We start from the raw sequence: 12,849 nt of genomic DNA, 5'->3' as shown, positions 1-12,849 counted from the left end.
GGCCGATCCGCCACGGGCTCCGTCATCGCTTGATCAGGCTCCACTGCGTCACCGGCATCGACGGACGCCAGCCGGTCAGCCGCCCCACCGGTTCCGCGCGATGGGTCTGCAACTTCACCAGATCGCCGCCGAACTCGCGATGCAGGGCGATCAATTCGGCCTCGGATTCCAGTGTCACCGCATTGGCCACCACGCGGCCAAGGGGCCGCACGGCGGCCCAGACCGCCTCGAACGTCGCCCGCGACAGCCCGCCGCCGATGAAGACCGCGTCCGGTGCCTCCAAGCCGTCCAGCGCAGCGGGCACCGTGCCGTCGATCAGTTCCAGCTTGGGCGCGCCCAGCGCCAGCGCGTTCTCGGCGGCCATGGCGCGGCGGTCGGCGCGCGGCTCGATCCCGATGGCGCGGGCATAGCGCGCGGCACGCATCCATTCGATAGCGACCGAGCCGCAGCCGGTGCCGATGTCCCAAAGCAGCGCGCCCCGCATGGGCATGAGCTTGGCCACGGTGGCGGCGCGCACCTCTTGCTTGGTCATGGTGCCGTCGGACTGGAACAGATCATCCGCAAGCCCGGGCACCCGGGGCAGAAGGGCCGCATCGGGGGCGGCGACACAATCGATGCACAGCGTGTTGAACGCCGGCACTTCATGCGCCCAATCGGCTGCGGTGCCGTCAAAGCGTTCTTCACGCGCACCGCCCATGGCCGCCAGCACGGTCAGGTGCGACCCGCCGAACCCCCGCTCACTCAGGAACTTCGCAATCTGGCCGGGGGTTTCCGCGCCGGTGGTCAACACGATCAGCTTCTGGTCCGGTTGGATGAAGGCGATCATCTGCTCCACCGGACGCCCATGCACGGTGAGCGTTTCGACATCCGCCAGCGACCATCCCATGCGCGCGGCGGCCAGCTGGAAAGCGCTCAGTTGCGGGTGATAGACGATCTCCTGCGGGGGGATGGCGCGGCCGATGCGGGCCCCGACCGAGAACCACAGCGGATCGCCGGTCACGAGCACCACGACCCGGCGATCTTTCAATGCCACCAGCGTGTCGATCATCGCATCAAAGGGTGAGGGCCAGGCGATGCGCTCGGCACCCGGGTTGGCCGACAACGTGTGATGCCGGTCGCCGCCGACGATCACCTCGGCCGCTTCGACCACGGCGCGGGTGGCGGGGGTCAGCCCGTCCATGCCATCTTCACCGATCCCGACGATATGCAGCCACGGCGGGGTCATGATTGCACCTCGGGTAGCCCCGCCGCCAGCGCGTTCACCGCAGCCGACGCCATGGCAGAGCCGCCCTTGCGACCGCGCAGGGCGATGAAATCGACCCCGCGCGGATTGGTCGCCAGTTCGGCTTTGGACTCCGCCGCGCCCACAAAGCCCACGGGGAAGCCCAGAATCGCAGCCGGTTTCGGGAAGCCCTGATCGAGCAGGTCGAGCAGGTGGAAAAGCGCCGTGGGCGCGTTGCCGATGGCGACCACCGCACCTTCGATGTGCGGCTCCCAGAACTCCACCGCAGCGGCAGAGCGGGTGTTGCCGATGGCGCGGGCGTGCTCGGGCGTGCGCGGATCGTTAAGCGTCACGATCACCGGGTTATCCTTGGGCAGGTAGCGGCGGATGATCCCCGCACCGACCATTTCACAGTCGCACAAGATTGGCGCGCCGTTTTGCAGCGCCTGCGCCCCCGCTTCGGTCACGGTCTGGGTATAGGCCAGACGGTCGGCGATCTCGACCATGCCGCAGGCGTGGATCAACCGGGTGATGATCTTGTGCAACGGCTCCGGGAAGCGCTCAAGCCGGGCTTCCTTCGCCACGGTGGCGAAGCTTTGCGCGTAGATGGCCGCGGGGTCTTTTTCGTAGGGGCGCATGGGCGGGCCTTTGGGTGTGGAGGCCAGACGACAGGGCCTCCGGCGGGAGTTTAATGGTCAGATGAAGGGGCAAGCGCCGCGCGAGGCAGGCTGCCGCACGACAACTGATCGCGATGGCCGATCATGCCTGCACCTTGCGCGCGCTTTCGGGGCCGTGGGGGTGGTCCGCATGGGGGTATTCGGCATGGTGATGGTGGTCGTGCCCGTGGTCATGATCATGCCCGTGATGGTGGTGGTCGTGTCCATGGTGGTGGTGATGTCCGCCCATCTCCAACCGGCACAGGCCCGTGCAGAAGCTGTCGCAGAGGCTGCAATCGGCCACGTTCGACCCAGGCGCCGAGGCGCCCTGCCCTTCGACGTGGTGGTGATGGCTTTCCTGCACCGCGCCGACTTCGCCTTCGAAGCCAAGCACCTGCACGCGGTATTTGCACAGCACGCAGGTGGGCGGCGGGGTGTCGGAAAACGCGGGGTGAGTGCGCTGGTCCGGGGTGATGTGCCGGTGTTCGCCGTTGTCAAAGGCCAGCACCTGTTCGCGGTAGCCGCAGATGCCGCAGTTGGGCGGCGGCGTGCTTCCCGTCTGCTCGATGATCCGTTCGGCAAAGGTCTCAAGAACCCCCGGATGGTCACCCAGATAATCCGCTTTCACGAACTGGAGTCCGGGGTGCTCGGCCGCGACCTGATCGGTGAAGCCGTAGATCCGATCGATCAGGATGCCCGAGAACAGGAAATAGGGCGCGACGATGATGCGTTTGTAGCCGAGTTTCGCAGCGTGGCTGAGGCAGGGCTCGACCAGCGGGAAGGTCACGCCGGAATAGCCGACCTCAAGCCAGCCAAAGCCCATCCCCTCTTGCAGCATCCGCGCGATCTTGGCGACGTTGCCGTTGGCGTCGGGGTCTGACGCGCCACGACCGATGACGACAAGGCAGGTGTCATGGCGCGAAATTTCGCCGTGGGCGGCATTGGCTTCAGCCTCGGCCTCTTCGATGCGGCCCGCAGCGGCGGCGATCATCTTCGGATCGACGCCGAGCTCGCGGCCATAGGAAATCTCGATCCCGTGTTTGGCGGCATAGGTGTTGAGCACCGTGGGGATGTCGTTCTTGGAGTGCATCGCCGCGAACAACATGCCCGGCACCGCCAGAATGCGCGTGCAGCCGCTGGCGCGCAGCTTGTCGAGGCCGTCGCGGATCACCGGGTTGGCAAACTCGAGATAGCCGTATTCGGTCTGCCAGTCGGCAGGCAGCAGCGCGGGCAGCTTGTCGGCCAGCGTGGCGAACTCATCCACGGCCGATTGCGACCGCGACCCGTGCCCGCAGATCATCACGCCAGTCTTTTGCGCGCTCATGCCGTTGCGTCTTCCGCGTCGCCCTCGGCCGTATCCTCTTCGACCTTTGCGCCCTGCGCATCTTTCGCCTTTTTGCGGATGCCCCAAAGGGCGATGGCCCCGGCGATGGCAATACCGCCCAGAGCGATCCAATGGTCATGACCGCCCAGCTCTCCGAGGTGGCCGGGATGGGCCAAAGCGGGGCCTGCGGTGAGCAGCATCAGGGGGGTGAGGAAGAGGCGCATGTCAGGTCTCCTTGTCGTGGGGCATGCCAGAGACCCGCGGCGCGGGCGTTGACGATGTGCGCGTCAGGTCCCCGTTTTGGGTCAACCCTTGGCGCACCAACCTCTCTGGCCGCCCGATTGGGTGGCGTCGTCCCTCTCCCTATAGCGGGAACGTCCTGTCGTCGCAAACCGAATAGCGGCACAGACGTTCTCTTTGGCGACCTGTGCGGAAATGCACGATCCTTGCGCTATGGTGGGGCTAACCGAACAGATCGCGACGCACTAGGTCTGCGGTAACGCAATTTTCAGGAGGACCCGATGGGACAACTCGTTGACGGCACATGGCACGACGTCTGGTATGACACCAAGTCAACCGGCGGCGCATTCAAACGCAGCACGGCGAAATTCCGCAACTGGATCACCGCAGACGGATCGCCCGGCCCCACGGGCGAGGGGGGCTTCAAGGCCGAATCAGGGCGCTATCACTTGTATGTGTCCTATGCCTGCCCCTGGGCGCATCGCGCGCTTGTGTTCCGCAAGCTGAAAGGGCTTGAGGATCATATCGGCATCAGCGCCGTGCACCCCGACATGCTGGGCGAAGGCTGGACCTTCGATCAGGACTTTGACGGCGCCACGGGCGACCGCCTGTATGGCCTGCCCTTCGCGCGCGACATCTACCTCAAGGCCGATCCGCAAATCTCGGGCCGGGTGACGGTGCCGATCCTGTGGGACAAGGAGCGTGAGACGATCGTAAGCAACGAAAGCTCAGAGATCATCCGCATGTTCAATTCCGCCTTTGACGGGATCACCGGCAACACCGACGACTACTGGCCCGAAGAGTTGCGCGACGCCATTGAAGAGGTGAACGAGCGTATCTACGACACGGTGAACAACGGTGTTTACAAGGCAGGCTTCGCAACCAGCCAGGAGGCTTATGACGCCGCCGTGGTGCCCCTGTTCGAGAGCCTCGACTGGCTGGAGGACCGTCTGGGGCAGGGCCGCTACCTGATGGGCGACCGGATGACCGAGGCGGATTGGCGGTTGTGGACGACGCTGGTGCGCTTCGACAAGGTCTATCACCTGCATTTCAAGTGCAACAAGAAGCGGATCGTGGATTATCCCAACCTCTGGGCCTTCACGCGGGACCTGTATCAGGTCGACGGGATCGCCGAGACGGTGAACTTCGACCACATCGTGCGGCACTACCACTACAGTCACGACACGATAAACCCCAACCGCATCATCCCCATCAACCCCGATCTGGACTTCGACGCACCGCACGGGCGCGGCTAGGGCGGACGGCGGAGCCGGAGAGCCCCCGCCCCTACCCGTGGGCGGGTGGCTCTCCTTTGTCGCTTGCGGTGTGGCCGGCTTTCCGGTTTTAGTCCTGCCGAAGCAACGAAGGGCTGCGCCATGACCACCTGGATTACGATCTGCGACACCTGCAAGCGCGACGGCTGGGACCAGACCGCCATGGAGCGGACCGACGGCGAGGCTTTGGCCGAACTGGTCGAGCAAGCGGCCGCATCGGCTGAAAATGTGCGCACGCGCCGCGTGTCCTGCACCATGGGCTGCGTGCGGGCCTGCAACATCACCGTGCAGGCGGCGGGCAAGATCAATTACTCGCTAGGCAGCTTCCTGCCCGAGGAAGAGGACGCGCAGGCCATCGTCGACTATGCCGCCAAACATGCCGCATCCGAGACCGGACAGGTCCCCTATCGAGAATGGCCACAGGGTGTGAAGGGGCATTTCGTGTCCCGTCACCAGCCTCTCCCGGAATGAGCAAAAAGCGCGATCACGGGGGCGGGCTGGATGCGGCGGTCGCGGCCTTTGGTGGCACCCGCGAGGGCTGGCTGGACCTGAGCACGGGGATCAATCCGGTGCCTTATCCGGTGGGCCGGATCGGGGCCGAGGCCTGGACCGCCCTGCCCGATCAAGCGGCCATGGACCGCTTGCTCAGCGCCGCGCGCGCGTTCTGGTCCGTGCCCGAGGGGGCGGGGATCGTGGCCGCCAACGGCGCCTCCGCGCTGATCGCGCAGATGCCCGCCGTGGTGGCGCAGATGCAGGGGACCGGCGCGGGCCATCCCGCCAAGGACGTCAGCATCCCCGGTCCGACCTACAACGAACACGCGGCGGCGTTTCGCGCACAGGGCTGGCAGGTGCACCCGCAAGGCCCCGCGTCGGCCCGTGTGATCGTGCACCCGAACAACCCGGACGGGCGGCTCGGGCCCGATGAGGAGCAGGCGGGCGTGACGATCATCGACGAGAGCTTCTGCGACGTAACGCCCGAGGCCAGCTACGTCGGAGACACTGACCCGAACCGGATCATCCTCAAGAGTTTCGGAAAATTCTGGGGGCTGGCGGGCCTGCGCCTTGGCTTCGCGATCTGCGCACCTGCGGTGGCCGCCGACCTGACCGACCGCCTTGGCCCCTGGGCCGTCGCCGGGCCTGCGCTGGAAATCGGCGCGCGGGCGCTGGAGGATCACGACTGGGCTGAGGCCACGCGCGCGCGGTTGGCCGAGGATGCAGCACGGCTGGACGGGCTTTTGCGTCGCAGCGGGGCGAGGGTGGTGGGCGGAACCGACCTGTTTCGACTTTACGAGGTGAAAGACGCGGCGCAAGCCCAGACCCATCTGGCGGAACATCACGTCTGGAGCCGCATCTTCCCCTATTCGCGAACGTGGCTGCGGCTCGGCCTGCCTGCGCCGGACCGGTGGGACCAGCTGGAAGCCGCGCTGACAGGTCTGCGCTGATGGCCGTTCTTCTGGCGATGCTGCTGGATGCGCTTCTGGGTGAGCCACGATGGCTCTGGTCCCGCGTACCGCATCCGGCCGTGCTCATGGGGCGCATGGTTTCCGCCCTTGATGGACGGCTAAACAAGCTCACCCGCACCTCGGGCGTCGTCGCGGTGCTGCTGCTGGTACTGGTCGCCGCGGGGCTGGGCGTGTTGCTTGCTGCCGTGCCCGGTTGGTGGGTCGAGGTGATCGTCGGGGCCATGCTGTTGGCGCAACGGTCGCTTGCGGAACACGTCGCGCGGGTCGCGGACGCGCTGCGCCTGTCCCTAGGCGACGCCCGCCGCGCGGTGGCGATGATCGTCGGGCGCGATGTGCGCGACATGGACGGGCCGGCGGTGGCACGGTCCGCCATCGAAAGCGCGGCCGAGAACCTCAGCGACGGTGTGATCGCACCGCTGTTCTGGTTCGCCCTTGCCGGTCTGCCCGGACTACTGACCTACAAGATCATCAACACCGCCGACAGCATGATCGGCTACCGCACCCCCCGGTATGAAGCTTTCGGCTGGGCGGCGGCGCGGCTGGACGATCTGCTCAACTGGGTGCCCGCGCGTCTGACGGCGGCGCTGATCTGGGCGGTCTCGGGCGGGGCGGCGTCCCGGGGGGCGATTGCGCGCGATGCGGCGCTGCACCGCTCGCCCAACGCGGGCTGGCCGGAAGCCGCGATGGCGCCCGCGCTGGACGTCGCCCTGTCCGGCCCGCGCAGCTATGACGGGCAGATGCAGGATTTTCCGTGGGTCCACGCGCGGGGGCGAAAGGACGCGGGCGCGGATGACATCGACCGCGCCGTGGGTCTGCTTTGGCGGGTCTGGGCGTTGGCACTGCTTGGCATCGCCCTGCTCGTTGCTATTGGATAGCGGCGGCGCAGGCCCCAGATGATCCCACGCCCCCACCCGCGCCTTGAAGCGGCGCGCGGCTGCGTTAGGTTGGCGATGAAATGACAGGAGCCTTTATGTTCAAACCACTCACCCTTGCGCTGACCCTTGTGGCTGGCCCGCTTGCCGCGCAGACCTGCGGCGGGTCGCTGTCGTCGTTCAAGGCGGGTCTGGTCGAAGAAGCCGAAAGCCACGGGATCGACCGCGCCACGGCGCAGGCGTTCCTGTCCGGCGCACGCCTTGACGACGCGGTGATCCGCGCGGACCGGGCGCAGGGCGTGTTCCAGCGTGACTTCATCGACTTTTCCCGGCGTCTGATCTCGAACAACCGGATCGAGAACGGCCGCGCGCAGGCGCAGCGACAAGACGCTATTTTTGACAGGATCGAAGCCGAATTCGGCATTCCCCGGGGTGTCTTGCTGGCCTTCTGGGCGTTCGAGACCGATTACGGCGCAGTGCAAGGCGATTTCAACACGGTCAACGCGCTGGTGACGCTCGCCCACGACTGCCGCCGGCCGGAGCTGTTCCGCCCGCAGGTCTTCGCGGCGATGGAGCTTTACAAGCGCGGTGAGCTGGACCCCGCGACCACCACAGGCGCTTGGGCCGGTGAGATCGGCATGGTGCAGATGCTGCCCGGCGACATCATCGAGAACGGCCGCGACGGGGACGGCGACGGGCGGGTTCTGTTGAAGACCTCGCCCGCCGATGCTTTGCTGTCGGGCGCTTCTGTCCTTTCCTCGCTGGGGTGGCGCCCGAACGAGCCCTGGCTGCAAGAGGTTACGGTTCCGGCCGAAATGGACTGGTCCCTCTCTGGAATCGACACCAAGCGCCCCGCCTCGGACTGGGCCGCCATGGGGGTCAAGGCGCGCACCGGCGAACTGGCGGAGCTTCCCGCGTCGCTGATCCTGCCCATGGGGCGCAAGGGTCCGGCGTTCCTCGCCTATCCGAACTTCGATGTGTATTTCGAATGGAACCAGTCCTTCGTCTATGTGCTGACAGCCGCCTATTTCGGCACCCGGCTGGAGGGCGCACCCGTCTATAACGCGGGCAACCCCGACCCCGGCCTGAGCGGTGAGCAGATTCAGGAGCTGCAGCGCAAGGTGCAAGCGCGCGGCCACGACGTGGGCGGCGCGGACGGGATCATCGGCGCGAACACGCGGATCGCCATTCAGGCGGAACAACAGCGTCTTGGGATGCCCGCCGACGCCTGGCCCACGCCGGCCCTGTTGAACGCGCTGTAAATGCAGTGGGGCGTCTGCTGCACGGCGAAGGCGCCCCTTGCCCAGCTCCTGGCGTTCGTGGCGTGGTATCGCCACCTTGGCGCGACGCACATCTGGCTGCATCTGGACGATGCCGATGCGATCTCGGCCAGTGTTCTGAACCAGTTGGACCGGGTCGAGGCGGTGCTGTGCGACGACGCCTATTGGGCGGATGCAGGGCGAAGACCGGACAAGCAGGAGCCGCGGCAGGTTTACAACATGCAGCGCGCCTATCGGGCGACTGACCTTCCGGTGCTGGCGCACGTGGATGTGGACGAATACCTCCTGCCACAACGGCCCATCTCGGACATTCTTGACGACTGGTCCGGCGACGCTCCGTTTCTGCGGGTGCGCCCGGCTGAGGCGCTGCATGATCCGACGCTGAAAGACGACATTTTCACCGCTAGGCAGTTCCGCCTGCCGTTCCCCGCGGGCATGGTAGAAGAACGCAAATGGGCAGTGCTGGGCGCCTATGCTGCGCTGCTGCCGTCGAACATGCTCAGCCACCGGGCTGGCAAAAGCCTGTTTCGCACCGGGGTTGCGGGGTTGGTCCCGAAGATTCATGCAGGCTCTTTCGGCAAGGACGCACCACCGCTCAAACTGCCCACCCACCCCGAGATCGTCGTGCTGCATTTCCACGCACAGGACCGCGCCACGTGGGAGGCGGCGCTGCCCCATCGCGTGACGAAGGGCGCCTATCGGTTCAACCCGCCGCTCGCCGCGCATCTGGACGGCGCCACGGCAGATGAGATCGCCGCGTTCTACGACGCCACGCAAGTGGCAAGCCCGGAATTGATCGACGCCCTGCGCGGCGAGGGTTTGCTTGTGGAAGCGAAGCTGAACCTGCGCGACAAGGTCGAAGCCCTGCCGTTCTAAGGGCACAACCGCCGTCGCACCACAGACCGCGCAGCACTTAGGCCACCAGCGTCTCGGCTGCTTTCAGGTCCACGCTCACCAACTGGCTCACCCCCTGTTCGCCCATGGTCACCCCGAACAAGCGGTCCATCCGGCTCATGGTCACCGCGTGGTGGGTGATGATCAGAAAGCGGGTGTCCGTGCGGCGCGTCATCTCGTCCAGCAGGTCGCAGAACCGGGTGACGTTGGCGTCGTCCAATGGCGCGTCGACCTCGTCCAGCACACAGATCGGGGCGGGATTGGCAAGAAAGACCGCAAAGATCAGCGCCATCGCCGTCAAGGTCTGCTCCCCCCCCGACAGCAGGCTCAGCGTGCTGAGCTTCTTGCCCGGCGGCTGGCACATGATTTCCAGCCCCGCTTCAAGCGGATCATCGGATTCCACCAGCACCAGCTTAGCCTCCCCCCCGCCGAACAGGTGGGTGAAGAGTGTGCCGAAACTGTCGTTGACCTGCTCGAACGCGGTCAAAAGACGTTCGCGCCCTTCCTTGTTGAGCGATGCAATGCCGGTGCGCAGGGCGCGGATCGCCTCTTCCAGATCGGTTTTCTCCTTGACCAGAAGGTCGTGCTCGTCCTGCACCTCTTTGGCGTCTTCCTCAGCCCGCAGGTTCACCGCGCCCAGCGCGTCGCGCTGACGTTTCAGCCGGTTCACGTCGATCTCGATCGCCTCGGATGAGGGCATCTTGTCCGGGTCGACGGCAAGTTGTTCAAGCAGCTTGTCCGGCGTGATTTCCTGCGCCTCCATGATGCGCTCGGCGGCGGCGGTCACGGTTTCGCGGGCGGCGTCGGCGCGGGCTTCCGCGCGGGCGCGGGCCTCTCTCGCCTCGGAGGCCAGACGTTCGGCGTCGCGTTCCGCGTGGGTCGCCTCGCGCAGGGTGGTTTCGGCTTCGGCCAGCTTGTCCGCCGACGCCCGACGGCGCGCCTCGGCCTCCTCGATCGCCTCGGACAGATCCGCGCGTTTGGCGGCCAGCTCATCCGGCGCGGTCAGCGCCTCTGCCAATTCCGCCTCCGAGGCATCCTTGCGCTCCTGCAACTCGGCCGAGCGTTTGTTGGCGGTCTCGAGCCGGTGCTTCCAGCCGCTGATTTCCTTGGTGATCTGCTGCGCACGTTTGGTCCGCGCCTCGCCCTCGCGCCGGACCTCATCGTAAGAGGACCGCTTCGCCATCATGGTCATGCGGGCGGCTTCAACGGTCATCTTGATATCTTCGACCTGCGCGCGGGCGTCATCGAGATTGCCCAGACCGCGCTGGCTGTGCTCTGCCTCGGACAGCGCCTTGCGGGCGGCCATCGCCTCTTCCTCGTGGCGCGACACGGCCAAACCGGAGCTTTCCAGCTTGCCCGCGGCGAGGTTGCGATCCGCCTCAGCGCGGCTCAGCGCGCGGTTGGCGTCGGCGACCGCCCCGTCGGCGGCGCGGCGGGCCTCGCGGGCGGATTTCTCCGCATCGGCCAAATCGCGCAGCTGCTCGGTGAGCATCTCATGGGCGCGGCGCATACCGTCCGCCTTCGCTGTCGCGTCGTTGAGGTCCTTTTTCAGCCCTTCCAGCCGGTTGAGCTGCTGCAGACGCAAGGCCGCGGCTGATGGCGCATCCTCGGCGGCCGCACGGAACCCGTCCCAGCGCCACAGATCGCCTTCCACCGAGACGAGGCGCTGGCCGGGGCCAAGGTCCGCCTGCAGGCGCGGGCCATCGGCGGCGTCCACCAGCCCCACCTGCCCCATCCGGCGCACCAGAACCTCGGGCACCGAGACGTAATTAGTCAGCGCCTTCACCCCCTCGGGCAGGGTTTGCGGCTGGCGGTAGCCCGGCAAGGCGACCCAGCCCGAGCCCATGTCCGGGGTCACCGCCGGCGCCTTGAGGTCATCGGACAGCGCCGCGCCAAGGGCCTTTTCATAGCCGCTCTTCACACGAAGCTGGTCCAGAATTTGGCTGCCTTCCGAGCTGTCGCGGTCCACCAGCTTGGCCAGCGCCGCCGTTTCGGCCCGCAGCGCATTGGCCTCGCCCTCGGCCTCGGAGCGTTGCGCGCGGGCGTCGGCCTCGCGGCTTTGCGTGTCGGCGCGGGCGGCTTCCGCGTCGGCCAGCGTGATCTCGGCCTCTTCGGCGGCGTCGCGGGCGGTGGTCTCGGCGGCCAGCGCCGCGTCATAATCCTGCGCGGCCTTCTCCAGCGCGGCGGTCGCCTCGGCACGGGCCGCGACGGCGCGACGGGCCTCGGCCTCGTTCTTCTCAAGCGTTTTTCGGTGGTCATCGATCAGACGCTGCGCCGACTGGTGACGGGCCGCAAGACGGGCGACGTCTTCGGTCAACTGCGCCAGATCTGCCTCACGGTCCGCCAAAATCTGCGCCCCGTCGGTGGAGGCCTCGCGCGCCTCTTCCAGCCGGGCGTCGTGGCCCTCTCCGGCCTTGGCAATCTCGCGCGCTTCCCAGTCGAGCCGGTCGATGGTCTCGCCCGCGTCCTTGTTCAACTCCGCCTCACGCGCCATGTCGCGGGCCAGTTGCTCGATCCGCGCGGTGAGCGTTTCGATGGTCTGTTTGGCGCGAGCTTCCTGATCGGTCAGCGTGTCACGCTGGACGTGAAGGCGTTGCAGGACGGCGGCGGCAATCGCTTCTTCCTCGCGCAGGGGCGGCAAGGCCTCTTCGGCCGACTGTCGCGCCTTGGCGGACTGGCGCGCGGCGGTTTCCGAGGTCGCCGCCTCGGTCGTGCGCGCGCGCAATTCCTCATCGGCGGCGGCGCGGGCCTCATCCGCTTCTTTCCAGCGCCGGTAGAGCAACAGGCCCTCGGACTGGCGCAGGTCTTCACCAATGGCGCGATACCGTGCCGCTTGCCGCGCCTGCCGCGCCAGTTGCCCCAACTGGCTGGCAAGCTGTTCGATCACATCATCGACCCGAGCGAGGTTGGCCTCGGATCCCTTGAGCTTCAACTCCGCCTCATGCCGACGCTGATACAGGCCCGAGATGCCCGCAGCTTCCTCAAGTATCCGCCGACGAGCTTTCGGCTTCGAGTTGATCAGCTCGGCGATCTGCCCCTGCCGCACCAGCGCGGGCGAATGCGCGCCCGTAGAGGCATCCGCAAACAGCATCTGCACATCGCGGGCGCGAACGTCCTTGGTGCCGACCTTGTAGGCCGAGCCCACATCGCGGGTGATCCGGCGGATGATCTCAAGCTTGTCGCTGTCATTGAACGCCGCAGGCGCCAGACGTTCGGCGTTGTCGATCTCAAGGCTGACTTCGGCGAAGTTGCGCGCGGGCCGGGTCGCGGCGCCAGCAAAGATCACGTCCTCCATGCCGCCGCCGCGCATCGCCGTGGGGCGGTTCTCGCCCATCACCCAGCGCAGCGCTTCCAGCAGGTTCGACTTGCCGCACCCGTTCGGCCCGACAACGCCGGTCAGCCCGTCCTGAATGATCAGATCGGTGGGATCGACGAAACTCTTGAAGCCGTTCAGACGAAGGCGGGAAAACCGCATGGGGCGCTGCTCGTGTTGATTCTCTGTCCAGCCTCCATGCTGCGCGCGCACGCAGCCCTGAGTCAACGAAGCCACACCCTATCTGGTCGAAATAGGCGATTTACCCACAAGATATACGCGCCTCGCACAGCGGATTGTGGTGCGCCCGG

11 protein-coding genes are annotated in these 12,849 nt (G+C 66.7%); 6 read left to right on the top strand and 5 right to left on the bottom strand.

Translation table 11 applies throughout. The features are described from left to right. Nucleotides 1–22 precede the first annotated feature (22 nt). The 4 genes from cbiE to DC363_RS10615 form a co-directional block, all read right to left on the bottom strand. Nucleotides 23–1,225 carry a precorrin-6y C5,15-methyltransferase (decarboxylating) subunit CbiE gene (gene cbiE, locus DC363_RS10630; RefSeq protein ID WP_108641132.1) on the bottom strand — a complete coding sequence of 401 codons (1,203 nt, stop codon included), beginning with the start codon at nucleotides 1,223–1,225 and terminating at the stop codon, nucleotides 23–25. Continuing rightward, complete coding sequence (locus DC363_RS10625) at nucleotides 1,222–1,860, bottom strand: precorrin-8X methylmutase (RefSeq protein WP_108641131.1); 639 nt, start codon at nucleotides 1,858–1,860, stop codon at nucleotides 1,222–1,224. The genes cbiE and DC363_RS10625 overlap by 4 nt, the downstream gene beginning before the upstream one ends. Before the next feature lie 121 nt (nucleotides 1,861–1,981). Next, a complete protein-coding gene (locus DC363_RS10620) occupies nucleotides 1,982–3,202 on the bottom strand; it encodes a sirohydrochlorin chelatase (protein WP_108641130.1) in 1,221 nt (406 codons plus the stop codon). Next, complete coding sequence (locus DC363_RS10615) at nucleotides 3,199–3,426, bottom strand: DUF6732 family protein (RefSeq protein ID WP_108641129.1); 228 nt, start codon at nucleotides 3,424–3,426, stop codon at nucleotides 3,199–3,201. The genes DC363_RS10620 and DC363_RS10615 overlap by 4 nt, the downstream gene beginning before the upstream one ends. A 297-nt stretch (nucleotides 3,427–3,723) precedes the next feature. Here DC363_RS10615 and DC363_RS10610 point away from each other — a divergent pair, with 297 nt between their 5' ends. The 6 genes from DC363_RS10610 (at nucleotide 3,724) to DC363_RS10585 (ending at nucleotide 9,207) form a co-directional block, all read left to right on the top strand. Continuing rightward, the gene (locus DC363_RS10610; RefSeq protein ID WP_108641128.1) at nucleotides 3,724–4,698 is read left to right on the top strand and encodes a glutathione S-transferase family protein; all 975 of its coding nucleotides are present in this window, start codon (nucleotides 3,724–3,726) and stop codon (nucleotides 4,696–4,698) included. A gap of 120 nt (nucleotides 4,699–4,818) precedes the next feature. Then, nucleotides 4,819–5,187, top strand: coding sequence for a DUF1636 family protein (locus tag DC363_RS10605; RefSeq protein ID WP_108641127.1), 369 nt, complete (start codon nucleotides 4,819–4,821; stop codon nucleotides 5,185–5,187). After that, nucleotides 5,184–6,158, top strand: a complete 975-nt coding sequence (locus DC363_RS10600) for a threonine-phosphate decarboxylase (RefSeq protein ID WP_108641126.1) — start codon at nucleotides 5,184–5,186, stop codon at nucleotides 6,156–6,158. Before DC363_RS10605 ends, DC363_RS10600 begins: the two co-directional genes overlap by 4 nt. Continuing rightward, the gene (gene cbiB, locus DC363_RS10595) at nucleotides 6,158–7,054 is read left to right on the top strand and encodes an adenosylcobinamide-phosphate synthase CbiB (protein ID WP_108641125.1); all 897 of its coding nucleotides are present in this window, start codon (nucleotides 6,158–6,160) and stop codon (nucleotides 7,052–7,054) included. The genes DC363_RS10600 and cbiB overlap by 1 nt, the downstream gene beginning before the upstream one ends. A 95-nt stretch (nucleotides 7,055–7,149) precedes the next feature. Continuing rightward, a complete protein-coding gene (locus DC363_RS10590; RefSeq protein ID WP_108641124.1) occupies nucleotides 7,150–8,313 on the top strand; it encodes a lytic murein transglycosylase in 1,164 nt (387 codons plus the stop codon). Then, complete coding sequence (locus DC363_RS10585) at nucleotides 8,314–9,207, top strand: glycosyltransferase family 2 protein (RefSeq protein WP_108641123.1); 894 nt, start codon at nucleotides 8,314–8,316, stop codon at nucleotides 9,205–9,207. A gap of 37 nt (nucleotides 9,208–9,244) precedes the next feature. Here the strand turns inward: DC363_RS10585 and smc are convergent, their stop codons facing one another. Then, nucleotides 9,245–12,700, bottom strand: coding sequence for a chromosome segregation protein SMC (smc, locus tag DC363_RS10580; protein WP_108641122.1), 3,456 nt, complete (start codon nucleotides 12,698–12,700; stop codon nucleotides 9,245–9,247). Nucleotides 12,701–12,849: the final 149 nt, after the last annotated feature.

Origin of the sequence: Thalassorhabdomicrobium marinisediminis (assembly GCF_003072065.1) — a bacterium.
GTDB lineage: Bacteria > Pseudomonadota > Alphaproteobacteria > Rhodobacterales > Rhodobacteraceae > Octadecabacter > Octadecabacter marinisediminis.
Note: the sequence above shows the minus strand (reverse complement) of the source record. Positions and strands in the feature narration are given on the sequence as shown.

Bases quoted from the DNA above. Each gene is read 5' to 3' on its own strand.
- cbiE (WP_108641132.1), bottom strand. From the start codon at position 1,225: ATGACCCCGCCGTGGCTGCATATCGTCGGGATCGGTGAAGATGGCATG.
- DC363_RS10625 (WP_108641131.1), bottom strand. From the start codon at position 1,860: ATGCGCCCCTACGAAAAAGACCCCGCGGCCATCTACGCGCAAAGCTTC.
- DC363_RS10620 (WP_108641130.1), bottom strand. From the start codon at position 3,202: ATGAGCGCGCAAAAGACTGGCGTGATGATCTGCGGGCACGGGTCGCGG.
- DC363_RS10615 (WP_108641129.1), bottom strand. From the start codon at position 3,426: ATGCGCCTCTTCCTCACCCCCCTGATGCTGCTCACCGCAGGCCCCGCT.
- DC363_RS10610 (WP_108641128.1), top strand. From the start codon at position 3,724: ATGGGACAACTCGTTGACGGCACATGGCACGACGTCTGGTATGACACC.
- DC363_RS10605 (WP_108641127.1), top strand. From the start codon at position 4,819: ATGACCACCTGGATTACGATCTGCGACACCTGCAAGCGCGACGGCTGG.
- DC363_RS10600 (WP_108641126.1), top strand. From the start codon at position 5,184: ATGAGCAAAAAGCGCGATCACGGGGGCGGGCTGGATGCGGCGGTCGCG.
- cbiB (WP_108641125.1), top strand. From the start codon at position 6,158: ATGGCCGTTCTTCTGGCGATGCTGCTGGATGCGCTTCTGGGTGAGCCA.
- DC363_RS10590 (WP_108641124.1), top strand. From the start codon at position 7,150: ATGTTCAAACCACTCACCCTTGCGCTGACCCTTGTGGCTGGCCCGCTT.
- DC363_RS10585 (WP_108641123.1), top strand. From the start codon at position 8,314: ATGCAGTGGGGCGTCTGCTGCACGGCGAAGGCGCCCCTTGCCCAGCTC.
- smc (WP_108641122.1), bottom strand. From the start codon at position 12,700: ATGCGGTTTTCCCGCCTTCGTCTGAACGGCTTCAAGAGTTTCGTCGAT.